The organism is Nonomuraea sp. NPDC003201, from assembly GCF_053590415.1.
This window is the reverse complement of record NZ_JBSFTC010000098.1, coordinates 1-22,681: the sequence shown is the minus strand read 5'-3', so window position 1 is coordinate 22,681 and position 22,681 is coordinate 1. Positions and strand designations below refer to the sequence as shown.

At 70.4% G+C, this 22,681-nt stretch carries 18 protein-coding genes; 12 read left to right on the top strand and 6 right to left on the bottom strand.

Annotation, left to right across the window (positions count from 1 at the left end):
* The first annotated feature begins 31 nt into the window (after positions 1-31).
* The 6 genes from ACWDX9_RS29490 to ACWDX9_RS29465 all read left to right on the top strand — a co-directional run bounded on the left by ACWDX9_RS29490 (position 32) and on the right by ACWDX9_RS29465 (position 7,765).
* Positions 32-1,840 carry a S9 family peptidase gene (locus ACWDX9_RS29490; protein ID WP_449959549.1) on the top strand — a complete coding sequence of 603 codons (1,809 nt, stop codon included), beginning with the start codon at positions 32-34 and terminating at the stop codon, positions 1,838-1,840.
* A 196-nt stretch (positions 1,841-2,036) separates the two neighbouring features.
* Positions 2,037-3,863 (top strand): ABC transporter substrate-binding protein, encoded by a 1,827-nt coding sequence (locus ACWDX9_RS29485; protein WP_449959547.1) that lies wholly within the window; start codon positions 2,037-2,039, stop codon positions 3,861-3,863.
* A complete protein-coding gene (locus ACWDX9_RS29480; protein WP_449959545.1) occupies positions 3,863-4,885 on the top strand; it encodes an ABC transporter ATP-binding protein in 1,023 nt (340 codons plus the stop codon). Before ACWDX9_RS29485 ends, ACWDX9_RS29480 begins: the two co-directional genes overlap by 1 nt.
* On the top strand, positions 4,885-5,850 hold the full coding sequence (locus tag ACWDX9_RS29475; RefSeq protein ID WP_449959543.1) for an ABC transporter ATP-binding protein: 966 nt from the start codon (positions 4,885-4,887) through the stop codon (positions 5,848-5,850). Before ACWDX9_RS29480 ends, ACWDX9_RS29475 begins: the two co-directional genes overlap by 1 nt.
* On the top strand, positions 5,847-6,803 hold the full coding sequence (locus ACWDX9_RS29470; protein ID WP_350724807.1) for an ABC transporter permease: 957 nt from the start codon (positions 5,847-5,849) through the stop codon (positions 6,801-6,803). The genes ACWDX9_RS29475 and ACWDX9_RS29470 overlap by 4 nt, the downstream gene beginning before the upstream one ends.
* The gene (locus ACWDX9_RS29465; protein ID WP_192791045.1) at positions 6,803-7,765 is read left to right on the top strand and encodes an ABC transporter permease; all 963 of its coding nucleotides are present in this window, start codon (positions 6,803-6,805) and stop codon (positions 7,763-7,765) included. The genes ACWDX9_RS29470 and ACWDX9_RS29465 overlap by 1 nt, the downstream gene beginning before the upstream one ends.
* Before the next feature lie 524 nt (positions 7,766-8,289).
* Here the strand turns inward: ACWDX9_RS29465 and rny are convergent.
* Positions 8,290-9,906, bottom strand: coding sequence for a ribonuclease Y (rny, locus tag ACWDX9_RS29460; protein ID WP_449959541.1), 1,617 nt, complete (start codon positions 9,904-9,906; stop codon positions 8,290-8,292).
* A gap of 948 nt (positions 9,907-10,854) precedes the next feature.
* On the bottom strand, positions 10,855-11,673 hold the full coding sequence (gene recX / locus ACWDX9_RS29455) for a recombination regulator RecX (RefSeq protein ID WP_449959575.1): 819 nt from the start codon (positions 11,671-11,673) through the stop codon (positions 10,855-10,857).
* Between the two features lie 915 nt (positions 11,674-12,588).
* Between recX and ACWDX9_RS29450 the strand changes: the two genes are divergently transcribed.
* Complete coding sequence (locus tag ACWDX9_RS29450) at positions 12,589-12,939, top strand: hypothetical protein (protein WP_449959539.1); 351 nt, start codon at positions 12,589-12,591, stop codon at positions 12,937-12,939.
* A gap of 183 nt (positions 12,940-13,122) precedes the next feature.
* Here ACWDX9_RS29450 and recA read toward each other — a convergent pair whose 3' ends face one another.
* The gene (gene recA / locus ACWDX9_RS29445; RefSeq protein ID WP_185071856.1) at positions 13,123-14,220 is read right to left on the bottom strand and encodes a recombinase RecA; all 1,098 of its coding nucleotides are present in this window, start codon (positions 14,218-14,220) and stop codon (positions 13,123-13,125) included.
* Between the two features lie 311 nt (positions 14,221-14,531).
* Between recA and ACWDX9_RS29440 the strand changes: the two genes are divergently transcribed.
* Positions 14,532-14,678, top strand: coding sequence for a hypothetical protein (locus ACWDX9_RS29440; RefSeq protein ID WP_449959538.1), 147 nt, complete (start codon positions 14,532-14,534; stop codon positions 14,676-14,678).
* Here ACWDX9_RS29440 and ACWDX9_RS29435 read toward each other — a convergent pair.
* The gene (locus ACWDX9_RS29435) at positions 14,653-15,393 is read right to left on the bottom strand and encodes an SDR family oxidoreductase (RefSeq protein ID WP_449959536.1); all 741 of its coding nucleotides are present in this window, start codon (positions 15,391-15,393) and stop codon (positions 14,653-14,655) included. The two genes, ACWDX9_RS29440 and ACWDX9_RS29435, sit on opposite strands and share 26 nt — an antisense overlap.
* Positions 15,394-15,492: 99 nt before the next feature.
* On the opposite strand from ACWDX9_RS29435, the gene ACWDX9_RS29430 reads away from it, so the two are divergent.
* The 3 genes from ACWDX9_RS29430 to ACWDX9_RS29420 all read left to right on the top strand — a co-directional run bounded on the left by ACWDX9_RS29430 (position 15,493) and on the right by ACWDX9_RS29420 (position 17,617).
* Positions 15,493-16,044 (top strand): TetR/AcrR family transcriptional regulator, encoded by a 552-nt coding sequence (locus ACWDX9_RS29430; RefSeq protein WP_449959534.1) that lies wholly within the window; start codon positions 15,493-15,495, stop codon positions 16,042-16,044.
* 650 nt (positions 16,045-16,694) lie between these two features.
* Positions 16,695-17,270, top strand: a complete 576-nt coding sequence (locus tag ACWDX9_RS29425; RefSeq protein ID WP_449959532.1) for a hypothetical protein — start codon at positions 16,695-16,697, stop codon at positions 17,268-17,270.
* A 74-nt stretch (positions 17,271-17,344) separates the two neighbouring features.
* Positions 17,345-17,617: a hypothetical protein gene (locus ACWDX9_RS29420; protein WP_449959530.1), complete on the top strand. Its 273-nt coding sequence runs from the start codon at positions 17,345-17,347 to the stop codon at positions 17,615-17,617.
* A gap of 11 nt (positions 17,618-17,628) precedes the next feature.
* On the opposite strand, the gene ACWDX9_RS29415 is transcribed toward ACWDX9_RS29420, so the two are convergent.
* Positions 17,629-17,823 carry a DUF3046 domain-containing protein gene (locus ACWDX9_RS29415; protein ID WP_449959529.1) on the bottom strand — a complete coding sequence of 65 codons (195 nt, stop codon included), beginning with the start codon at positions 17,821-17,823 and terminating at the stop codon, positions 17,629-17,631.
* 252 nt (positions 17,824-18,075) lie between these two features.
* Entirely contained in the window at positions 18,076-18,462 is a 387-nt protein-coding gene (locus ACWDX9_RS29410; RefSeq protein ID WP_350724791.1) for a VOC family protein, read from the bottom strand.
* 192 nt (positions 18,463-18,654) lie between these two features.
* Between ACWDX9_RS29410 and ACWDX9_RS29405 the strand changes: the two genes are divergently transcribed.
* The coding region (locus tag ACWDX9_RS29405; RefSeq protein ID WP_449959527.1) for an ATP-dependent helicase at positions 18,655-22,681 on the top strand (4,027 nt) is incomplete at its 3' end.

Genomic DNA, 22,681 nt, shown 5'->3' with positions numbered 1-22,681 from the left:
GCGCTTGCCGATCTTCCGGCAGGATGCGGGTATGCCTTTCTGGCCCTCCCCCATCTCGACCAGAGACGTGGCCGCCTCCGGCGTGCGCCCCGGTTGGCCCACGGCCCAGGACGGCCGGATCTGGTGGACCGAGGACCGCCCGGACGAAGGCGGGCGCACCACGATCGTGTGCCGCGACGCCGACGGCACCCAGCGTGACCTGCTGCGGGCCCCATGGAGCGCGCGCACCAGGGTCCACGAGTACGGCGGCAGACCGTACGCCATCACAACCGGGGGCGAAGTGGTCTTCGCCAACTTCAAAGACCAACGCCTGTACATTCTGGGCGATTACGGCGACCCGAAACCCATCACGGACGAGGGATGCCGCTACGCGGACCCGCTGGTGCGCGACGGCCAGGTCTGGTGCGTCCGCGAGCGCCACGCCGAAGACGGCAAGGTCACCCGGGCGATCGTGTCGATCTCGCTGGACGGCGGCGAGATCCACGAGTGGGCCACCGGCTGCGACTTCTACGCCTCTCCCGCCCTCTCCCCCGACGGGCGGCACCTGGCCTACGTCTGCTGGAACCACCCGCGCATGCCCTGGGACGGCACCGAGCTGCGCGTCACCCGGCTGTCGGGCGGCGGCGCCTGGACGGTGAAGGGCGGCCCGGCCGAGTCGGTGCTGGCCCCGGCCTGGAAGGACGACGCCAGCCTCTACCTGGTCTCCGACTGCTCCGGCTGGTGGAACCTCTACGAGGTCGGCCTGCGCGGCGACGGGCTCCGGGCGCTCCACGCCGCCGAGGAGGAGTTCACGCTGCCGCCGTGGCGGCTGGGCGGGCATCCGTACACCGTGCTCGGCGACGGCCGCCTCGCGGTCCTGCACGGCCGTGGCGACCTGAGGCTGGGCGTGCTGGACCCCGGCTCGGGCACGCTCACCGACCTCGAGGTGCCCTACGACGGGTGGGACGCGGCGCTGGCCGCCGAGGGCACGTCCGTGGTCGGCATCGGGTACGCCCCCACGCTCCCCCGGTCGGTCGTCAGTGTGGACGTCGCCTCCGGGGCTGCCGGCGCGCTCAAGAGCGACCTCTCGCGGCTGCCCGACCGGGCCCTCCTGCCCGTTCCCCGCGCGGTCGAGTCGCCCGCGCCCGCCTTCCTCTACCCGCCGTACGGTCCGGCGGCCGAGGGCACGCCACCCTACGTGATCTTCGTGCACGGCGGGCCGACCGCGCACGCCGACACCGCGCTCGACCTGGAGAAGGCGTTCCTGACCTCGCGCGGCATCGGCGTGCTCGACGTCAACTACGGCGGCTCGACCGGCTACGGCAGGGCCTACCGCGAGCGGCTGAAGGGGCAGTGGGGGCTGGTGGACGTGGCCGACACGATCGCCGCCGCCCGGTGGCTGGCCGCGGAAGGGCTCGCCGACCCCCGCAGGATCGCGGTGCGTGGCGGCAGCGCGGGCGGGTGGACCGTGATGGCGGCCTGCTGCCGGTCCGACGTGTTCGCCGGCGGGGTGTCGTACTTCGGCGTCAGCGCGCTCGCGCCCCTCGCGGCGCACACCCACGACTTCGAGTCGCGATACGTGGAGTGGCTGGTGGGCCCGGAAGACCCGCAGGTGTACGCCTCCAGGGAGCCGCTCGCCCTCGTGAACGGCGTGAACTGCCCCATGCTGCTCCTGCAGGGGCTCGACGATCCCGTGGTGCCGCCCGAGCAGTCGACGGCGTTCGCCGACGCGCTGTCGGAGCGGGGCGTGCCGTGCACGTATCTGGCGTTCGAGGGCGAGTCGCACGGCTTCCGCCGCACGGAGACGCGGGTGACCGCGCTGGCCGCCGAGTTGGCCTTCTACCAGCAGCTTTTTAGCTAATGTCGTAATTCTTTAACAGAATTCGCACCAAATCGATATTACTTACCAGACGCTAATCATCATCGGTTGTATAACCGGCTTTTCTCCTGCGCTCCCTCCGGCGTGACCATGCAAGGTGGGACGTGCTCCGCGGCCACGGCGCACGCCCCACACGGCCAGCCATGCACGCCCCGCATCTCGGCACGAGGGAGGCCAGATGGCCAGCATGCGCCATTTCAGCATTGCCGTGGCGGTCTTCGCAACTTTGTTCGCCACCGCCTGCCAGACAGACACCGGAGCCAGGAATTCCGCCCCGCCCACCTCCTCCGCCCCGGGCCAGCCGGTTTCCGGGGGCACGCTCAGGCTCGTGGGCGGCGGGGACGTCGATCACCTCGACCCCACGAGCTCGTACTACACGGTCACCAACGGGATCCTGCGCACGTACGCCCGCGGGCTCTTCGCGCTCAACGGGGTGGCGAAGGGGTCCGACGCCACCAAGGGCTTCGCGCTCGTCCCCGACGTCGCCTCCGAGCTGCCCACGACGGGCAACGGCGGCCTGAGCGCCGACGGGCTCACGTACACGATCAAGCTCCGTGACGGCGTGCAGTGGGACACGCAGCCGCCGCGCGACGTGACGGCGGGCGACTTCGTGCGCGGCTTCAAGCGCATCTGCAACCCGGTGGCGGGCTCCGGCGCGCCCGGCTACTACACGAGCACGATCAAGGGCATGAAGGCGTACTGCGACGCGTACGCCAAGGCGTTCACCAAGGCCAAGCCCACCGCCGCGGCGCTGGCCGACTTCCAGAACTCCCACGAGATCGCGGGCGTGCAGGCCAAGGACGACAAGACGCTGGTGTTCACGCTGACCCAGCCCGCCAGCGACTTCCTCAACATCCTGTCGCTGAACTTCTCCGTGGCAGCGCCCAAGGAGTACGACCAGTACGTGCCGGACGACGCCACGTTCCGCCAGCACACGATCTCCGACGGCCCGTACCGGATCACCCAGTACGTGGCCACCAAGTCGATCAGGCTGGAGCGGAACCCGGCCTGGAAGCAGGATTCGGACCCGATCAGGCACCAGTACGTGAACGCCATCGAGGTCAAGATGGGCGTCAACGAGCCGGACGCGGTGCAGCAGCAGCTCGAGGCCGGCAGCGCCGACCTGTCATGGGACCTGCCGGTGCCGACCGCGCAGATCCCGCGGCTCAAGAGCTCCGGCGATCCCAACTTCACGATCTTCCCCGGCGCGGTGAGCAACCCGTACATCGTCTTCAACCTGCAGAGCAAGAACGCCGGCGGCGCCATGGGCAAGCTCAAGGTTCGCCAGGCCATCGAGTACGCGGTCAGCAAGGTCGCCATCGCCAAGGTCTACGGCGGCGCGGACGTGGCCACCCCGCTGCACACCGCGATCCCGCCGGGCAACATCGGATACCAGGAGTACAACCCGTACCCGAGCCCGGGTGACGCGGGCGACCCCGCCAAGTGCAAGCAGTTGCTCACCGAGGCCGGCTACCCGAACGGGCTGACCCTCATCGGCGCCTTCCGCAACGCGGGCAACCACCCGGCCAACTTCCAGTCGTACTCGGCGGACCTGCAGAAGTGCGGGATCACGGTGAAGGGGCTGCCGGTCCGGCAGGGCGACTACTACGGCGCCTTCCTGCAGAACACCTCCATCGCCAAGGCCAGCAAGTGGGACATCTCGGCCCCCGGCTGGGTCCCCGACTGGTACGGCAACAACGGCCGCGCGGTCGTCCAGCCGCTGTTCGAGACCAACTGCAACCCCGGCACCAGCAACTACGGCTGCTACAGCAACCCCAAGGTGGACTCGCTGATCAAGCAGGCGCTGGCCGAGCAGGACCAGACGAAGTCGGCCGCGCTGTGGCACCAGGTCGACACGACGGTGATGGGCGACGCGGTGATCGTGCCGCTCAACAACCAGAACACGCCGATCTACAAGAGCAAGCGCGTGCAGAACGCCCTGTACCTGCCGGCGTTCCAGCTCTACGACTTCACCAACCTCTGGCTCGACCCCAACAACCCGTGATGAGCCTGCTCGAGGTGACGGACCTCCGCGTGGCCTTCCCCACGTCCGACGGCGTGGTGCAGGCCGTGCGGGGGCTGTCGTTCCGCATCGAACGCGGCCGCACGCTGGCGATCGTCGGCGAGTCCGGCAGCGGCAAGACGGTGAGCACCCAGGCCATCCTGGGGCTCACCCCCGGGGCCGACATCTCGGGCAGCGCCGTGTTCGACGGCGTCGACCTGCTCGAGCTCGACGGCGAGCGGCTGCGCCACATCCGCGGCGCCGAGATCAGCGTGATCTTCCAGGACCCGCTGACCAGCCTGCACCCGCTCTACAAGGTCGGCTGGCAGATCGAGGAGCTGATCAGGGTGCACCGGCCGGACACCTCCCGCGCCGAGGCCAGGAGGCGGGCGGTCGAGCTGCTCGGCCTGGTAGGCATCCCCCGGCCGGATCGCCGGGTGGACGACTACCCCCACCAGTTCTCCGGCGGCATGCGGCAGCGGGCGATGATCGCGATGTCGCTCGCGCTCAACCCGAAGCTGATCGTGGCCGACGAGCCGACCACGGCGCTCGACGCGACCGTGCAGGCGCAGATCCTGGAGCTCATCACGCGGGTGCAGGCGGAGTTCGGGATCGCGCTCATCCTCATCACGCACGACCTCGGCGTGGTGGCGGGCATGGCGGACGAGGTGCTGGTCATGTACGCCGGGCTCGCCGTGGAACGGGCCGACCGGCGCACGCTCTACTACCGGCCGCACCACCCGTACACCAAGGGCCTGCTGGAGTCGATCCCCGGCAGCAGCGGGGACCGGGGCGGGCGGCTGCGGCCCATCCCCGGCTCGCCGCCGAGCCTGATCGCGCTGCCGTCCGGGTGCGCGTTCCACCCGCGCTGCCCGTACGCGATGCCGGTCTGCTCGGCCGAGCGGCCGCCCCTGGCCACGGTCACAGGTGAGGGCAGTCACGCCTCAGCTTGTTGGCTGCCGCACGAGGCGGTCGGGCTGGGCGCGGCGGCCGACGCGCTGCGGTTCAAGGCGAAGGAGTCGTGATGCTGCTCGAAGTCTCGAACCTGGTCAAGCACTACCCCATCACCACGGGCGCGCTGGTCAAGCACGTGGTCGGGCAGGTCAAGGCGGTCGACGGGGTCAGCTTCGCGCTCGCCCCCGGCGAGACGCTGGGCCTGGTCGGCGAGACCGGCTGCGGCAAGTCCACGCTCGCGCGCTGCATAGCGGGGCTGCATCCGGTCACCTCCGGCAGCGTGCGGTTCGACGGCGCTGACATCACGAACCTGCCCAGGAAGCGCATGCGGCCCTACCGCCGCGACATCCAGGTCATCTTCCAGGACCCGTACGGCTCGCTGAACCCGCGCCGGCGGGTCGGTTCGATCATCGCCGACCCGCTCGTGATCCACCGGGTCATGAGCGGCGAGCAGCTCCGCCGGACCGTTCAGGAGCTGATGGAGCGGGTCGGGCTCAATCCGGAGCACTACAACCGGTTCCCGGCGGAGTTCTCCGGCGGGCAGCGGCAGCGGATCGGGGTGGCCAGGGCGCTCGCGCTGCGGCCCCGGCTGATCATCTGCGACGAGCCGGTGTCGGCGCTCGACGTGTCCATCCAGGCGCAGATCCTCAACCTGCTGAAGGATCTGCAGACGGAGTTCGGGCTGACGTACCTGTTCATCGCCCACGACCTGTCCGTGGTGCGGCACATCAGCGACCGGATCGCGGTCATGTACCTGGGCAAGGTGGTCGAGGTGGGGGACGCGGAGCCGGTGTACGACCGGCCGCGGCACCCGTACACGAACGCGCTGCTGTCGGCCACGGCGGTGGCCGACCCGGACGAGGCGGAGCGGCGGCAGAGGATCGTGCTGACCGGGGACGTGCCCTCGCCGATCGATCCGCCGTCCGGGTGCCGGTTCCATCCGCGGTGCCCGCGGGCCCAGGAGGTCTGCTCGTCCGTGGAGCCCCAGCTTGACGGGTCGGCGGCTTGCCACTTCCCCATTGAGGTGGTCGTATGACACTGACCGAGATCAGACCCGGCGCCGTCACCTCCCAGGGGATAGCCGGGCGCGGCCCCTGGCAGCTCGCCTGGCGCCGGATCAGGACCGACCGGGTCGCCATGGTCTCCGGCCTCGTCGTCATCCTCCTGTGCGCGCTGGCGCTGGCCGCGCCGCTCATCGCCGCCTGGAACGGCCACGGCCCCGACGACCAGTTCCGCGACACCGGCATCACGGCCCAGGGGCTGCCCGTGCCGCCGAACGGGGAGTTCTGGTTCGGCACCGACCGGCTCGGGCGCGACCTGTTCATCAGGGTCCTGTACGGGGCCCGGGTCTCGCTGCTCGTCGGCGTGGTCGCCACCGGCCTGGCGGCACTCGTCGGGGTGGTCGTCGGGCTGCTGGCCGGATACTACGGCGGCGTCGTGGACACCGTGCTGTCGCGGCTCATGGACGTGGTGCTGTCGTTCCCGTACCTGATCTTCGCGATCGCGGTGGTGTCCATCGCCGGGCCCTCGCTGTCCGCCACGATCGGGGTGATCGCTTTCTACTCGTGGGCGGCCATCGCCCGCGTGGTGCGCGGGCAGACGTTGTCGGTGAAGGAGCGCGAGTACGTCGACGCGGCCCGGTCCATGGGGGCGGGCGACTTCCGGATCATGTTCGTCGACATCCTGCCGAACCTGCTCGCGCCCGTCATCGTGCTGACCACGCTGCTGGTGCCGGCGGCCATCGTGTTCGAGTCGACGCTGTCGTACCTGGGGCTGGGGATCGTCCCGCCCACCCCGTCGTGGGGGAACCTCCTGAGCGAGGCGCAGGGGTTCTACCGGGTGGCGTACTGGTACCTGGGGTTCCCGGCCGCCACGCTGCTGGTCACCACGCTCGCGTTCAACCTGGTGGGCGACGGGATCAGGGACGCGCTCGATCCGCGGATGGAGCGCCTGTTCAGCCGCCGCCGACGTACCCGTAAGGGGGCGTGATGCTGCGCGCGTTCCTGCTGCGCCGGGCCCTGCTCGGCCTGCTCGTGCTCTGGCTGGTCACCCTCGGGACGTTCCTGCTGTTCTTCGTCGCGCCGAGCGATCCCGCCAGGACGCTGGCCGGGCGGCAGGCCACTCCCGAGCAGGTGGAGCTGATCCGCCACAACCTCGGCCTCGACCGGCCCACCCTCGTCCAGTACCTGGACTACCTGGGCAGGCTGCTCCACGGCGACCTCGGCCAGTCGTACTTCTCCGGCGAATCGGTCGGCAAGCTGCTGGCCGCCGACTTCCCGCCGACGTTCTCGCTGGTGCTGGGGGGCGCGGTGCTGTGGTTCACGCTCGGCGTCGGCGCGGGGGTGCTCAGCGCCACCCGGGCCCGGTCGCTGGTGGATCGCGGCCTGACGCTGCTGGCGCTGGCCGGGGTCTCCATGCCGACCTTCGTGGTGGGCCTGCTGCTGCTGTACTTCCTGTTCTTCCAGCTCACCATGGCGGGGGTGCCCATCCTGCCGCCCGACTCGTACGTGCCGTTCTCGCAGAACCCCGCAGAATGGGCCCGCCACCTGATCCTGCCGTGGATCACGCTGGCCACGGTCCAGGCGGCGTCGTACGCCCGGCTCACCCGCGGCTCCATGCTGGACGTGCTCGGCGAGGACTACATCCGCACGGCCCGGGCCAAGGGGGTGCCCGAGCGGCGCGTGATCTACCGGCACGGCCTGCGGGCGGCGCTCACGCCGGTGGTGACGCAGCTCGGGGTGGACGTGGGCACGCTGATCGGCGGGGTGGTGGTGACGGAGTCGGTCTTCGGCCTGGGCGGCGTGGGGCAGGCGGTGGTGCAGGCGTTCGTCAGCGGGGACCTGCCCGTGATCATGGGCGTGGTCACGCTGGCGACGACCGCGGTGGTGGTGGCGAACCTGCTGGTGGACGTGGCGTATGGGCTCCTCGACCCCCGTATCCGCCTTGCCTGACGCTCGTCCGGTTGGTGGACTCCGGCGGGCGTGCACCGGCGCCTCAGCCTCCCTCAGGCACCGCCACGCCCGCCGGCCCTCCCCACCCACCGACCCTTTGCGCCCACCGGCCCTCCGCACCCGTTGGCCCGCCCTGAACGCCGCCCCCGCGCCCACCGGCCCGTCACGCCCGTCGGCCCTCCGCGCCTGTTGGCCCATTTGCGCCCGCTGACCCTCCCCGAACGCCGCCCCCGCGCCCACTGGCCCGCCACACCCGTCGCCCTCCACGAACGCCGACCCTCCGCGCCCATTGGCCCATTGCGCCCGCCGGCCCTCCCAGAACGCCGCCGATCAGCGCGAACCCGGCCCCGGCCCCGGCCCCTCACCCTCCCCGGGCACCACCACACCCCGCCGCCCAACATGGACGATCGAGCACCGCCACGCCCACCGCCACACCCACGAACGCTGACCAACCACCACACCCACCGCGATGTACCCCCACCGCTGTGTACCCCCACCGCGGTGTTCCAGAACGGTGCTGGGTCCTACCTCGCGAACTCGGTGGCCCGGGACTCCCTCACCACGGTGATGCGGATCTGCCCCGGATACGTCAACTCCTCCTCCACCTGCTTGGCCACATCACGGGCGATCACCTGCGCCTGGATGTCATCGATCGCATCCGGCTTGACCATGACCCGGATCTCCCGCCCGGCCTGCATGGCGAAGACCTTCTCCACGCCCTCGTACGACTGCGCGATCTCCTCCAGCCGCTCCAGCCGCTTGACGTACGCCTCCAGGGACTCGCGGCGGGCGCCGGGACGGCTGCCGCTGATCGCGTCGGCGGCCTGCGTGAGAACCGCTTCGACGGTGCGCACCTCGACCTCGTTGTGGTGCGCCTCGATGGCGTGCACCACGTCCTCCTCCTCGCCGTACCTGCGGGCGATCTCCGCCCCGATCAGCGCGTGGCTGCCCTCGACCTCGTGCGTGAGCGCCTTGCCGATGTCGTGGAGGAGCGCGCAGCGCTTCATCAGCGCCTGGTTCATCCTCAGCTCGGCGGCCATGATCCCGGCGATGTGCGCGGACTCGATCAGGTGCTTGAGCACGTTCTGCCCGTACGACGTCCGATACCTGAGCTGCCCGAGCAGCAGCGTCAGCTCGGGATGCATGTCGGTGATCCCCAGCTCGACCAGGGCGTCCTCCCCGGCCCGCGCGCACAGATCCTGCACCTCCTGGCGGCTGCGATCGTGCGCCTCCTCGATGCGCTGGGGGTGGATGCGCCCGTCCAGCACGAGCTTCTCCAGCGTCAGCCGGGCCGTCTCCCGGCGTACGGGATCGAAACACGACAGCAGCACGGCCTCGGGGGTGTCGTCGATGATGAGATTCACGCCGGTCGTGGACTCGAAGGCCCGGATGTTCCGCCCTTCGCGCCCGATGATCCGGCCCTTCATCTCGTCTCCGGGCAGATGCAGCACGCTGACGACCGACTCCGCCGTCTGCTCCGCCGCCACCCGCTGCACGGCCAGCGTCACGATCTTGGTGGCCCGCTTCTCGCCCTCCTTGCGGGCATCGCTCTCGATCTCCCGGACGATCAGCGCGGCCTCGCGCTTGGCCTGGTTCTCGATCTCCTTGACCAGCTCGGCCTTGGCCTGGTCGCCGGTCAGCCCGGAGACCCGTTCGAGGATGGCCCGCCGCTCCCCCTCGACCTGGAGCAGCTCCTCGCGCCGGTCGGCCAGCTCGACCTCGGTCTCGCCCAGCTTCCTGTCGCGCTCGGACTGCCGCCTGGCCTCCTCGTCCAGCCGCTGCTCCCGCTCGGCCAGCCGGGACTCCCGGCGCTCCAGGTCAGCGCGCAGCTCCTTGAGCTCGGCCTTGAGTATCCGGCTCTCCTCCTCGACCTCCCGCCGCAGCTGCGCGGCGCTCTCGGCCGCGGCCTCCGACCTGCGCAGAATCTCCTGGGCGTCGGTCTCAGCCTTGTGCCGGATCTCCTGCGCCTCCTCGCGCGCCTGCTCAAGCTCCTCGTGTACGAGTTTCTGCTGCTCGGGACTGGCCTTGGAAGCGCGTGGCAGACTGCTCGAGGTGCGCCTTATGACGACGAGAAGCGCGACGATCATCCCGAACGCGAGCACGAGCACCGCCACCATCAGCACTACGACAAGCGGCCCCATGTGCGCCCCGCCCTCCTCGCGTCGTCAACACCTCATAACGCGGCCACAAACGGGAGGGGTCACAAGCGCGCCACGAAAAGCCCGGTCGGCGTCTGGATCGATATACAGCCAAGGCTGACCGGGCGTCGACTCGCAAAGCCGACACCTCGCTCGCCTAGATCAACCAGCCTCGTTCGTCCGTCGTTCACCGGTATGGCAATCCGCGCTGCGCGGAGTAACTCCTCACTGCCGTCGAGGTTATGCGTCGAACAGGTCACGAGCAAGCAAACGCGTCATCAAGCGTGTCTTACGGGCCTGCAATCCCTACCGACACCTACAGGCAAGACAGGGGACACGCATGGGCAAGGGAGCATGTGCGAGTGCAAGAGCACCCGCACCCGCAATCACTGCCGCACTAGCAGATGCAAGTGCAAGAGCACATGCAGACCGAGCAATCCACCAAAGCCGCCACCCGAAGATCCATAAAACGGACCAGCCCCAGAACGAGACGAACCCCAAAACGGGATAAGCCACAGAGCACGACAACCCACGGAAGCCCGGGGAGAGCCGCGGAGCGCCAGGCAATCCGCAGAACCCAGAGAACCCAAAACGAGACGAGCCGTGAAGCCGGGGCGCCTGCAGAACGCAGGGAACACCACGGAGCCGTGGGGTGACGGACCCGCAGAACGCAAACAACCGTGGAACGGAGCGAACCGCAAAACACAGGAAGCCACAAAACGCAGAGAGCCGCGGAGCGGGGGGACCCGCAGAACAGAGCGAGCCCCAGGACTCGGGGACCCCGCAAAACCCCAGGACCCTGAGACGCCCAGGGACGCGGAAAAGCCCGGGGCCCCGGAGAAGTCCGAGGACCCGAAGAACCCCGAGGACCCGAAGAACCCCGAGAGCCGGAAGAACCCGAAAAACCTGGGGAGAGCCGTGCATCCGGGGCGGGCCGTGGAGCAGGAGATGTTACGGGAAGTCCTCATCCATCTCGATCCCCTCCTGCTCAAGCGCTTCGCGGATGACACGGAAAGCCAGCCCTGAGGCGTACCCCTTGCGTGCCAGCATGCCCGCCAGCCGCCGCGTGCGAGTCTGCGGGTCGAGCGACCGAGTGGACGCGAGCTTGCGCTCCACCAGCCGCCGCGCCGTCTCCGCCTCCTGGTCGGGATCCAGCCGCTCGACGGCCTCCTTGACCGTGTCGGTGTCCACACCGCGATGACGTAGCTCAGCGGCCAAGGCGCGCTTGGCCAGCCCTCGGCCGTGGTGCCGCGAGTCGACCCAAGCCGCAGCGAACGCCTCGTCGTTGATCAGCCCCAGCTCGGAGAAGCGGCTGAGGACCGCTTCGGCGGCTTCGTCCGGCACGTCACGTTTCCGGAGCGCCTCGGCAAGCTGGGCCCGCGTCTTGGGCGCCATGGTGAGCAAACGAAGACAAATGGCCCGCGCCACCGACTCCGGATCAGCGTCCTGTCCACCCCCGCCGAAGCCCTCACCACTCAGCCCAGAGCCGCGAGACCTTCCACCTCTCCGCCCGGATCCGGCAGAGCTCCCATCACCCTCCTCGCCCCCACCATCACGCTCGGCCCCAGCGAAGCCCCTGCCATGCCGCCTGGATCTGCCAGAACGCCCATCACCACGCCCCGTCCCGGCAAAGCCCCCGCCACTGCGCCCAGCTCCGCCAGGACGCTCGTCATCAGGCCAGGCCCCAGCAAACCCGTCACCGCCTCGCGCGCTTCCAGCGAAGCCGCCACCATCCTGCGCGGACTCGGCGAAGCCGCCACCACCCTGCACGGAACCGGCGAAGCCGCCACCCTGCACGGAACCGGCGGAATCGGCACCGTCATGCGCCGCCCCGGCAAAACCTCCGCTATCTTGCCCAGATCCAGCGAAGCCACCGTCTTGTGGTCCTCCGACGCGGTCCTCGCTGTCACGCTTGAATCCGGCGGCGTCGGCGCCATCGCGTGCCGCTCCGGCGGGGCTCCCGTCATCCCACCTGGCCCCGGCGAAACCGCCGCCGTCGTCTGGCGCTCCGGCCAAGTCGTGGCCATGCTGCGCAGCTTCGGCGGAGGGCCCGCTGTCTTGTCGGGCCTCAGCAGGGTCTTCGGCGTCCGGCTCCTCGGATGGCCAGCCGCGCCCGCGGGTATTTCGCCCGGCCCGTCCGTTGGAGCGGGCGGATCGCCGCCCTCTGCTCGATCGTTTCCTCCCGGTCTCGCCGTCGTCCGACGGTTCGGCCGCGAACCAGCTGCTCCCCGCGAGCACCTCGGAGTGCCACCCGCCGTCCCCCCGGTTGGCAGGCTCGGCAGGCGCGGCCTCCTCGGTGGCACGCCATCCCTTGGTGGTGGCCCATCCGCCGTCCGGGTCTCCCCGGTCGGCGGCGGCAGGACTCGGGTCAGCGTCAGTGGAGCCATCGTCGCCAGGGTGCCCGGCAACCTCAGCGTCTGAGCTGGCCTGAGTGTCGGTGCGTATATCGTGCTGATCGTCTGCGACGGCCTGGCCCTCAGCAGTGATTCGGGATGCGCGCTGATCATCCGCGCCGACTTGGGTGTCGGCGGTTGTGCGGGATTCGTACTGGTCGGCTGATCGGGCTTGGGCCCCGGGGATGAAGCGGGGTCCGTCCTGATCGTCGGTGTCGTCCCCGAAGAAGGGGTGTCTGCCGGTGCGTTCCCGGTAGAGGTGGCCTGTGGTCTCCCGGGTGCCGGTGGTCACGTGATCGTCGGTGTGGACGCCGTCCTGTCCGCCCAAAGCGGCACGGACATCGTCCGGCTCGCCCGTGGCGGCATGCACAACGCCCTGCCCGTCTGTGGCCGTGTGCTCGTCGAGCTGTTCGCCTGTGGCCGCGTGCTGGTCAGGCTGCCTGTCTGTGGCGGAGTGTTCGTCGTGCCGTTCGCTTGTGGCGGTGAGCTCGTCGGGCTGCCCGTCAGTAGCCGTGTGCTTGTCGTGCCGTTCGCCTGTGGCCGTGTGTTCGTCGGGCTGCCTGTTGGTGGCGGGCTGTTCGTCTGTGGCGGTGGGGTTGTTGGGGTGTCCTTCCTGGTCTGTCGCGGCCTCGCTCTCGGCTGAGGTGCGTTGGCGGGTGCGGTGCTCGCGCCACTCGTCGACCGATGGCCAGCCGTCCGCGGCCGAGCGGGCCAGGTCGCGGCCCCGGGAGGGGGAAGGGACGGGCCGGGCGCCCCCGGATTGGGGCGCCGGTGGCCGATTCGGGTTACTCATGGGAGGGGGCACGATCGCTCATGGGGTGGACGATCAGACGTCACCCGGCTTCGGGGTGGACTTCGAGCCACGGCCGGAAGGAGCGGCGGCCGGGGCAGGGGCAGGGGCCGCGGCGGCTTCGGCCGGGGCGTCGAGGCGGGGGCCCACGCCCAGCTTGTCCTTGATCTTCTTCTCGATCTCGTTGGCCATGTCGGGGTGGTTCTTCAGGAAGTTGCGGGCGTTCTCCTTGCCCTGGCCGAGCTGGTCGCCCTCGTACGTGTACCAGGCGCCGGACTTGCGGACGAAGCCGTGCTCCACACCCATGTCGATGAGGCCGCCCTCGCGGGAGATGCCCACGCCGTAGAGGATGTCGAAGTCGGCCACGCGGAAGGGCGGGGCCATCTTGTTCTTCACGACCTTGATCCTGGTGCGGTTGCCGACCGCCTCCGTGCCGTCCTTGAGGGTCTCGATGCGGCGGATGTCCATCCGGACCGAGGCGTAGAACTTGAGCGCCTTACCACCGGTCGTGGTCTCGGGGCTGCCGAACATGACGCCGATCTTCTCGCGGAGCTGGTTGATGAAGATGGCGGTGGTGCCCGTGCTGTTGAGCGCGCCGGCGACCTTGCGCAGGGCCTGGGACATGAGGCGGGCCTGGAGGCCGACGTGACTGTCGCCCATCTCGCCCTCGATCTCGGCCTTGGGCACCAGCGCGGCCACCGAGTCGATGACGATGATGTCGACGGCGCCGGACCTGATCAGCATGTCGGCGATCTCCAGCGCCTGCTCACCGGTGTCGGGCTGGGAGACCAGGAGGGCGTCGGTGTCGACCCCCAGCTTCTTGGCGTATTCGGGGTCGAGGGCGTGCTCGGCGTCGATGAACGCCGCGATGCCGCCGGCACGCTGGGCGTTGGCCACCGCGTGCAGGGCGATCGTGGTCTTACCGGAGGACTCGGGGCCGTAGATCTCGACGATGCGGCCGCGCGGCAGGCCGCCGATGCCGAGGGCCACGTCAAGGGAGATCGACCCGGTGGGGATCACCTCGATGGGAGCTCGGGCGTCGTCGCCCAGGCGCATGACGGAGCCCTTGCCGAACTGTCGCTCGATCTGAGCGAGCGCGGTCTCGAGGGCCTTCTCGCGGTCGTTGATTGCCATGGGAACTCCCCCTGGAGGGTCGTGGTCCGATCAGTCGAGTGAAAGCTACGGCCTGCCACCGACATTTTTCATACGACTGCCGGGGAAGACGTGGCTCGGGCGAAACCCATCGTAGCCGAACGGCTGTTCGATCACAGCAAGAACACGCAGGTCGCCGTCAATCACCCGCCCTGGTGTCCTGTGTCACTGAAGGCTGAGCATTGTCACCGAAGGTCGATCTCGGGGGCCAGGGGTGCGCGAGCCTGCGGCGAAGCCGTACGTCATCGCGGCCCGGCGGTGTGGGGCCGGCGTGGACGAGGGGCGGCTGGAAGATGGGCGCCAACCTTCTCGCGGACATCGCGGGCGCGTGGGAGGCGAGCCTGCGCGGCGTTTGGTCGACCACGACGCCTGGCCGCCTGCTGGAGGACATCGCCCTGATCGCGGGCGGCCGGCTCAGTTCTGGGTCGTCGGGCGGATGACGATCTCGCCGATCTCCACATCACGGGGCTGTTCGATGGCGAAGGCGACAGCGCGGGCGACGGCTTCCGGCGCGATGGCGTACTGGTTCATGTTGCGGCGGATCTCCTCGCGGACCTCGGGGTTGTCGATGGAGCCGACGAGTTCCGTACGCACGTAGCCCGGCGAGACCGCCGTCGTCCGCAACACGCCGTCGGTCGACTCCTGCCGCAGCCCTTCCAGGAGGGTACGCACGGCATTCTTGGTCGCGGCGTAGACCGCCATCGTGGGTGTGATCTTCAGCCCGGCCGTCGACACGGTGGTCACGAGGTGGCCCTGTCCCTGCTCGCGGAACACCGGCAGCGCGGCGGCGATGCCGTGCAGCACGCCGCGTAGGTTGACGTCGATCATCGCCGACCAGCCGGCCACGTCAAGGTCCGCCACGGGGCCGATCTTGCTGATGCCGGCGTTGCCGACCAACACGTCGAGCTGCCCGAACTCCGTCACGGCCATGCCGACGAGTTGTTCGAGGTCCTCGCGGGCGGTGACGTCCACGGCTCGGATGACGGCGCGCCCGCCGCGGTCGCGGATCTCACGGGCGATCTTGTCGAGCCGCTCCGTCCGCCGGGCGCCGAGCACGACGGCGGCGCCCCGCTCGGCGAGCAGGCGCGCGGTGGCCTCGCCTATCCCGCTGCTCGCCCCGGTGATGGCCACGACCTTGCCCCTGATGGCTGACATAGGGATTTCCTCCACAGTAAACTGGACACGTGTCCGTTTAAGGGCTCCCCACCGTACCGGACACGTGTCCGCTTAGCCAACTCGCCATGAAGAGGACCGATGAACGCCCCCCGCCGCCGAGCCGACGCCACCGAGAACCGCGCACGGATCCTCAAGGCCGCACGAGAGGTCATCGTGAACGCGAACGAGGTGAAGCTCAATGAGATCGCCAAGCGGGCGGGCGTCGGTCAGGGCACCCTCTACCGCCACTTCCCGACTCGGGAGGCCCTGCTCGCCGAGGTCTATCGCAAGGACGTGGACGACCTCGTGGCCGCCGCGCCGAAACTGCTCGCCGAACACGAGCCGCTGCCCGCCCTGGTCGGCTGGCTGGACCGGGTGGCCGAGTACGCGAAGGTCAAGCGCGAGGTGTTCGCAGCTGTCGAGGCGGGGGTGTGGCAGGATCTGTCCGCGCACAGCCTCGGCCCGATCGGCGAGACGCTGACCAGGCTCCTCGACGCGGGCAAGGCCGAGGGCGTCGTCCGCCCCGACGTGGACGCCCGCGACATCATCCTGCTGATCGGCTACCTGACCCGTCTGGAACCCGCCGAGTGGGACGCCCGCGCCCATCACCTCCTGCGCGTCATCGTCGACGGCCTGCGCCGTCACGCCTGAGCAGGTTCCACGGGACCAAGCGCCGACCGCCGAAGGCGAGCCGATCGACGATGGCGCCGCGAAGGCGTGAGTCAAGAGTGAGTCACGCCATGCGGGGCCTGACCGCTCAAACTTCGCTGTCACGGGGCACCTGGGGACGGTGAGGAGCTCGAGCGCCGTGAACAGCTCCGGAGGGCACTGCTGCTCCGGAGGGCACTGCTCAGGAGCAAGAAGGGTGGGCAGGCGCATGCCGATGTCCAGCGACTCAGTATCGCGTCGGCCTGCTCGTACGGGAGCTCCCCCCAGCCCGCTGCCGGGAGGCGCGAGGGGGTGGCGGCCGGGGCGCCCCGGCGGGAACAACAGCGCGACGAGCTGGTCACGGACGGTGGGATGGCGGGTCGCGTGGACCATGAGCTCGGTGGTCATCCGGGCGAACGTGTCCTGACCGCCGTCGCGTACCCGCTCCACCCAGTATTCGCCGAACTTCGCCACCAGGTCGTCGGCGGGCCGCCCGGCACGAAGCAGGCGATCCGCCTGCGTCCGCGACTCGTTCTCGAGCCGGTGCCGTTGTTCGTCCTCAACCAGGAGTACGCCGACCGCCTGCGTCCCCATGTACGGCTACGCGACCGGCAGAACCATTCGGCGGAGACCATAAGGCGTACCAGGGACACGTGGACCGGCTCGCTATGGGCGACCTCCGCATCGAGAACGTGCCCGTCCACACCATCCCGGACACGATCCGGCTCACCGCACCCGACGGGCGGGTCACCCAGGGAGCGATCGGCACGAGCGTCCTGTCGTGGTTCCTGTCCACGATCGACTATCCGGCCGAGAAGCTCGTCCTGCGCAGGAACGGCCGGGTCCGGCCGGAGCACAGCGTGCCCATGTGGTACGTGGGCGACCACTTCCGGCTGTCCCACGGCACCGTGAACGGCCTGGACCGGATGGTGTTCCCCGTCGACACCGGGGGCGCCGACATCGGGTTCACCGCTCCCCGCGCCACCTTCGAGGCCGCCGACATCCCGATCCCCCCGGGCGACGGCTTTCACCCGGCGACCGTGGACGAGGTGACGTTCGGGTCCGTCGCCCGCCGCCGGGTGCCCGGGTTGTCCGGCGCGTTCCCCTCCTGGTTCGAGCACGGTTTCGGCTTCCGCATCGGGGGCCTGCCCACGAACGAGTTCTTCAAGCCGTATGCGCTCACGTTCGACTTCGGACGCATGCGCATCCTCATGAACACACCCCGCTGATGTTGGCCGCCAATGTGTTGTCCGGGCAGTGAGCTGGGGAGACTCACTGCAGGGCCGAGGGTTGGAGGCGGCGAGTGTCGAGGGGCTACACCAGGGAACGGCGCACCCATCTGGAGGCACTCGCCGAGGTGCTCCCCCATCATGGCCTGGTCAGTCGCATGGTCGGCAACGACGATCCGGTGCTGTGGGTCTGGCACCCGCGTACGGGCCGTCAGACGATCATTTTCGCCACCCCGTCACACCACGGATGGACGTTCCTGTGGTCGCCCGGAGGGCAGGGCAGCGTGGACGAGCTGGAGCTCACGGCGGAGGCGTTGCGGCAGGCCCTGGACATGTCGCAGCCCTGACGCCGCCGCGGCTAGCGGAGCTTGGGTGAGATGTCCTCCACCTGGCAGACCGCGCGCCAGACGGTCTTGGCGCTCTCCCCGTCGGCCAGCGCCTGTATGACGGTCCGCCCGCCCAACGGCGCGAGCACGTAGTCGCGGGCCCACGACTCGGCGTACGTGTCGCCGAAGTGAGCGTTCATCCGTCTCCAGAACTCCGTCAGGCGCATGGATTCAAGTATGGAATCGCCTGGGGGGTGGGTAGGACATCCCCATGCCAAAGACTCCCAAGTCTTCGCCACCGAAGACAGCCGAGACCAAGGCCCACAGGGCCAGGCGCCGCCGATTACTGCACACGCTGCGCCTCACCGTACAGAAGGAGAAGTCGGAGCGATCAGAAAGGCACGCGGGCGTCAGGCAGGAGCCCCGTGCGGGCAAGCCGCGTACGCGCAGGGCGTCGCGGCGCTAGGGCGGACCCGCGGTCACAGCACACGCGAGCCGTACATCTCACCGAGATGGTCGGCGAGCAGCTCCAGCCGGGCGCCATCGGGGTCCTTGAAGTAGATGGAGGCGCCGCTCTCTATCTGGTGCGGCACGCCGGCCATCTCCAGCTTCCCGCGCAACCGCTCCCAGGTGGCGGGGTCGACGGAGATCGCGACGTGGTGCAGCCCGCCCAGCACCTCTTGGTACGGCCCGAGGTCGAGACCGGGGAAGTCGAAGAACGCGAGCAGGTTGCCGTTGCCGATGTCGAAGAAGAAGTGGTTCGAGCCCTTGTAGTCGCGGTTCTCGATGATCTCCGTGAGCGGGAACTCCAGGAGTTCCTGGTAGAACTTGATGGTGCGTTCCACGTCCGACGAGAGCAGCGCCATGTGGTGCAGGCCCCGAGCGCTGCTCGATGGCCGGTGCGCTAAGACGTGGCGCCGTCTCATCTCCGCTCGGCGGGCTTCGATGGCCGCATAGTCAATGGTCACGGTCGCTGTATGTCCGCCAGGGCCCCCGCTCAACCGCTCGCCGGGGAGCCAAATGCGTTTTCTGTCGGTGGCACGAGGCAATATGTGCTGGTGAGCTCGCTAGACCAGTTCAGCCAGGTGACCAGGCAATGGTTCGCCGGGGCCTTCCAAGCTCCCACGGCCGCCCAGGAGGGGGCGTGGGAGTCGATCTCGCGCGGCGACAACACCCTGGTCGTCGCTCCCACCGGGTCGGGCAAGACGCTGGCGGCCTTCCTGTGGTCGCTCGACAGGCTGGCGTTCGAGAAGACCGGCCCCGCCGCCACACCCGAGGCCGGGCCCGCCGCGTCCGAGGCCGCCGTCCGTAAAGGCGCCACCACGTCCGAGGCCGCCGGACGTAAAGGCGCCGCCGCGTCCGAGGCCGCCGCCGTGCGCAAAGACGCGCCGAAGGGGACGCGGGTGCTGTACGTGTCCCCGCTCAAGGCCCTGGCCGTGGACGTCGAGCGCAACCTGCGCGCGCCGCTGGCCGGGCTCAAGCAGACGGCGCGCCGACTCGGGCTGCCGGTGCCGGAGATCTCGGTGGCGATCCGCTCGGGCGACACCCCCTCGGAAGACCGCAGGCGCTACGCCGCCAAGCCGTCCGACATCCTGATCACGACGCCGGAGTCGCTGTTCCTGCTGCTCACCAGCCAGGCGCGCGAGGCGTTGCGGGGCGTGGAGACGGTGATCGTGGACGAGGTCCACGCGGTCGCGGCCACCAAGCGCGGCGCTCATCTGGCGCTCAGCCTGGAGCGGCTCGACGCGCTGCTCGACAGGCCGGCGCAGCGGATCGGGCTGTCGGCGACGGTGCGGCCGGTGAGCGAGGTGGCGGCGTTCCTGGGCGGCACGCGGCCGGCCACGGTCGTGCAGCCGCCGTCGGAGAAGCGGATCGAGGTCGAGGTCGTCGTCCCGGTCGAGGACATGACGGAGATGGAGGGCCGGCCACAGCCGGAGGGCGGGGAGGAGTTCGCCCCCGAGCCGGGCAGCCGGTCGATCTGGCCCCATGTGGAGGACCGGCTGTTCGACCTGATCGGGGCGCACAGCTCGACGATCGTCTTCGCGAACTCGCGGCGGCTGGCCGAGCGGCTGTGCACCCGCCTCAACGAGCTCGCGTACGAGCGGGAGGGCGGCGGCGTCGAGGCCATCGACCTCTCCATCTGGGAGACACCCCCCTCGCCGCAGAAGCCCCAGCGGATGCCCGCCGACATGATGGCGCAGGCCGGGGCGAGCAAGGGGGTCGTGACCGAGATCGTCCGCGCGCACCACGGCTCGGTCTCCAAGGAGGAGCGGGCGCAGATCGAGGAGGCGCTCAAGTCGGGCCGGCTGCCCGCCGTGGTCGCCACCTCCAGCCTGGAGCTGGGCATCGACATGGGCGCGGTCGACCTGGTCGCGTGCGTGGAGGCGCCGCCGAGCGTGGCCAGCGGGCTGCAGCGCATCGGCCGGGCCGGCCACCAGGTCGGCGCGGTGTCCAAGGGTGTGATCTTCCCGAAGTACCGGGGCGACCTGGTGCAGACGGCCGTGGTGGCCGAACGGATGAAGAGCGGCCAGATCGAGGAGCTGCGCTATCCGCGTAACCCGCTCGACGTGCTGGCGCAGCAGATCGTGGCGATGACCGCGCTCGACGAGTGGACGGTCGACGAGCTGGAGTCCGTGGTCAAGCGAGCCGCCCCCTACGCCACGCTGCCCAGGACCGCCCTGGAGGCCACGCTCGACATGCTGGCCGGGCGCTATCCGAGCGAGGAGTTCGCCGAGCTGCGGCCGCGCATCGTGTGGGACCGGGTCACCGGCACCCTCCAGGGGCGTCCGGGCGCGCAGCGGCTGGCGGTCACCAACGGCGGCACGATCCCCGACCGCGGCCTGTTCGGCGTCTTCCTGGTGGGCGAGAAGGCCTCCCGGGTGGGCGAGCTGGACGAGGAGATGGTCTACGAGTCGCGCGTGGGCGACGTGTTCGTGCTGGGCGCGACGTCCTGGCGGATCGAGGACATCACGACCGACCGGGTGCTCGTCTCGCCCGCGCCGGGCCAGCCGGGCAAGCTGCCGTTCTGGCACGGCGACGCGCCCGGGCGCCCGGCCGAGCTGGGCAAGGCGATCGGGCAGTTCCTGCGCGAGCAGGCCAAGAACGGCTCGACCGAGCGCATGCGGGAGGCGGGGCTCGACGAGTACGCCTCCGGAAACCTCCTGTCCTACCTCCACGAACAACGCGAGGCCACCGGCTACGTCCCCGACGACCGCACCCTCCTCGTCGAGCGTTTCCACGACGAGCTCGGCGACTGGCGCGTGGTCATCCACTCCCCCTACGGCGCGCGGGTGCACGCCCCGTGGGCGCTGGCGATCAACCGGCGCCTGCGCGAGCGCTACGGCATCGACGTGCAGGCGGTCCACTCCGACGACGGCATCGTGCTGCGCATCCCCGACACGCTGGCCGAGCCGCCGACCGACGTGGCCGCGTTCGACGCCGAGGAGATCGAGCAGATCGTCACGGAGGAGCTGGGCGGGTCGGCCATGTTCGCCTCCCGGTTCAGGGAGTGCGCGGGGCGGGCGCTGCTGCTGCCGCGCCGCACGCCGGGCAAGCGCAGCCCGCTGTGGCAGCAGCGCCAGCGCGCCGCCCACCTGCTGGGCGTGGCCTCGCAGTACGCCTCGTTCCCGATCGTGCTGGAGACCATGCGCGAGTGCCTGCAGGACGTCTTCGACGTGCCGGGGCTCGTCCAGCTCATGCGGGACATCGCCGCGCGCAGGGTGCGGCTGGTGGAGGTGGAGACCTCGCAGGCCTCGCCGTTCGCGGCGTCGCTGCTGTTCCATTACGTGGGCGCGTTCATGTACGAGGGCGACGCGCCCCTGGCCGAGCGGCGCGCCCAGGCGCTGGCGCTGGACACCACGCTGCTGGCCGAGCTGCTGGGCCAGGCCGACCTGCGCGAGCTGCTCGACCCCGACGTGATCTCCGACACCGAGCGCGAGCTGGCCAGGCTCGACCGGCCACTGCGCGACCTGGAGGACCTCGCCGACCTGCTGCGCTCCCACGGGCCGCTGCTCACGCCCGACGTGAGCGTGCGCGGCGGCGACCCGGCCTGGCTGGCGGAGCTCGAACGCTCGCGTCGCGCGATCCGCGTACGCATCGCCGGCGAGGAGCACTGGGCGGCCATCGAGGACGCGGCCCGCATGCGTGACGCGCTGGGCGTGCCGCTGCCGGTCGGGGTGCCCCACGCGTTCCTGGAGCCGGTCGCCGATCCGCTGGCCGACCTGGTGGCGCGGCACGCCCGCACCCGCGGGCCCTTCCACGCGGGGCCGGCCGCGGCCCGGTTCGGGCTGGGTGTGGCCGTGGTGACGGACGCGTTGCGCCGGCTGGCCGCGTCCGGGCGGGTCGTGAACGGGGAGTTCCGGCCCGGCGGGCGGGGCGAGGAGTGGTGCGACGCCGGGGTGCTGCGGATGCTGCGGCGCAGGTCGCTGGCCAGGTTGCGCAAGGAGGTCGAGCCGGTCGCGCCGGAGACCCTGGCCCGCTTCCTGCCCGCCTGGCACGGCATCACCGGATCGGGAGCCGCGGGGGCGGCCGGCGGCCGGGGCGCGAGCGAGGCGGCCCGGGCCATGGACGCGCTGGTCCGCTCGATCGAACAACTCCAAGGGGCCGCCGTGCCCGCGTCCGCGCTGGAGACGCTGGTGCTGCCCGCGCGGGTGCCCGGCTACCATCCGGCGCTGCTCGACGAGCTGACCTCGTCGGGTGAGGTGATGTGGGCGGGGCAGGGCTCGCTGCCCGGCGGCGACGGGTGGGTGTCGCTCTACTACGGCGACACCGCGCCGCTGCTGCTGCCCGAGCCCGCCGAGATCACGATGACTCCTCTGCACGAGCGCGTGCTGGAGCTGCTGGGCGGGGGCGGCGCGCTGTTCTTCCGCGGCATCTCCGACCAGCTCGGGTCCCTGGACGACGCCACCCTGGCGGCGGCGGTGTGGGATCTGGTGTGGGCGGGGCGGATCTCCGGCGACACGCTGGCGCCGCTGCGGGCCACGCTCGGCACCGGCCGTCCCGCGCACCGGCCCGCCACCACGCGGCGGCGCCGGGCCGTGCTGCCGAGCCGGAGCGGGCCGCCCACGGTTGGCTGCCGGTGGTGGC

What these genes read in the sequence shown, in the direction of transcription:
- ACWDX9_RS29490 (WP_449959549.1), top strand. Translation starts at nt 32, where the DNA reads ATGCCTTTCTGGCCCTCCCCCATCTCGACCAGAGACGTGGCCGCCTCC.
- ACWDX9_RS29485 (WP_449959547.1), top strand. Translation starts at nt 2,037, where the DNA reads ATGGCCAGCATGCGCCATTTCAGCATTGCCGTGGCGGTCTTCGCAACT.
- ACWDX9_RS29480 (WP_449959545.1), top strand. Translation starts at nt 3,863, where the DNA reads ATGAGCCTGCTCGAGGTGACGGACCTCCGCGTGGCCTTCCCCACGTCC.
- ACWDX9_RS29475 (WP_449959543.1), top strand. Translation starts at nt 4,885, where the DNA reads ATGCTGCTCGAAGTCTCGAACCTGGTCAAGCACTACCCCATCACCACG.
- ACWDX9_RS29470 (WP_350724807.1), top strand. Translation starts at nt 5,847, where the DNA reads ATGACACTGACCGAGATCAGACCCGGCGCCGTCACCTCCCAGGGGATA.
- ACWDX9_RS29465 (WP_192791045.1), top strand. Translation starts at nt 6,803, where the DNA reads ATGCTGCGCGCGTTCCTGCTGCGCCGGGCCCTGCTCGGCCTGCTCGTG.
- rny (WP_449959541.1), bottom strand. Translation starts at nt 9,906, where the DNA reads ATGGGGCCGCTTGTCGTAGTGCTGATGGTGGCGGTGCTCGTGCTCGCG.
- recA (WP_185071856.1), bottom strand. Translation starts at nt 14,220, where the DNA reads ATGGCAATCAACGACCGCGAGAAGGCCCTCGAGACCGCGCTCGCTCAG.
- ACWDX9_RS29440 (WP_449959538.1), top strand. Translation starts at nt 14,532, where the DNA reads ATGGGCGCCAACCTTCTCGCGGACATCGCGGGCGCGTGGGAGGCGAGC.
- ACWDX9_RS29435 (WP_449959536.1), bottom strand. Translation starts at nt 15,393, where the DNA reads ATGTCAGCCATCAGGGGCAAGGTCGTGGCCATCACCGGGGCGAGCAGC.
- ACWDX9_RS29430 (WP_449959534.1), top strand. Translation starts at nt 15,493, where the DNA reads ATGAACGCCCCCCGCCGCCGAGCCGACGCCACCGAGAACCGCGCACGG.
- ACWDX9_RS29415 (WP_449959529.1), bottom strand. Translation starts at nt 17,823, where the DNA reads ATGCGCCTGACGGAGTTCTGGAGACGGATGAACGCTCACTTCGGCGAC.
- ACWDX9_RS29410 (WP_350724791.1), bottom strand. Translation starts at nt 18,462, where the DNA reads ATGGCGCTGCTCTCGTCGGACGTGGAACGCACCATCAAGTTCTACCAG.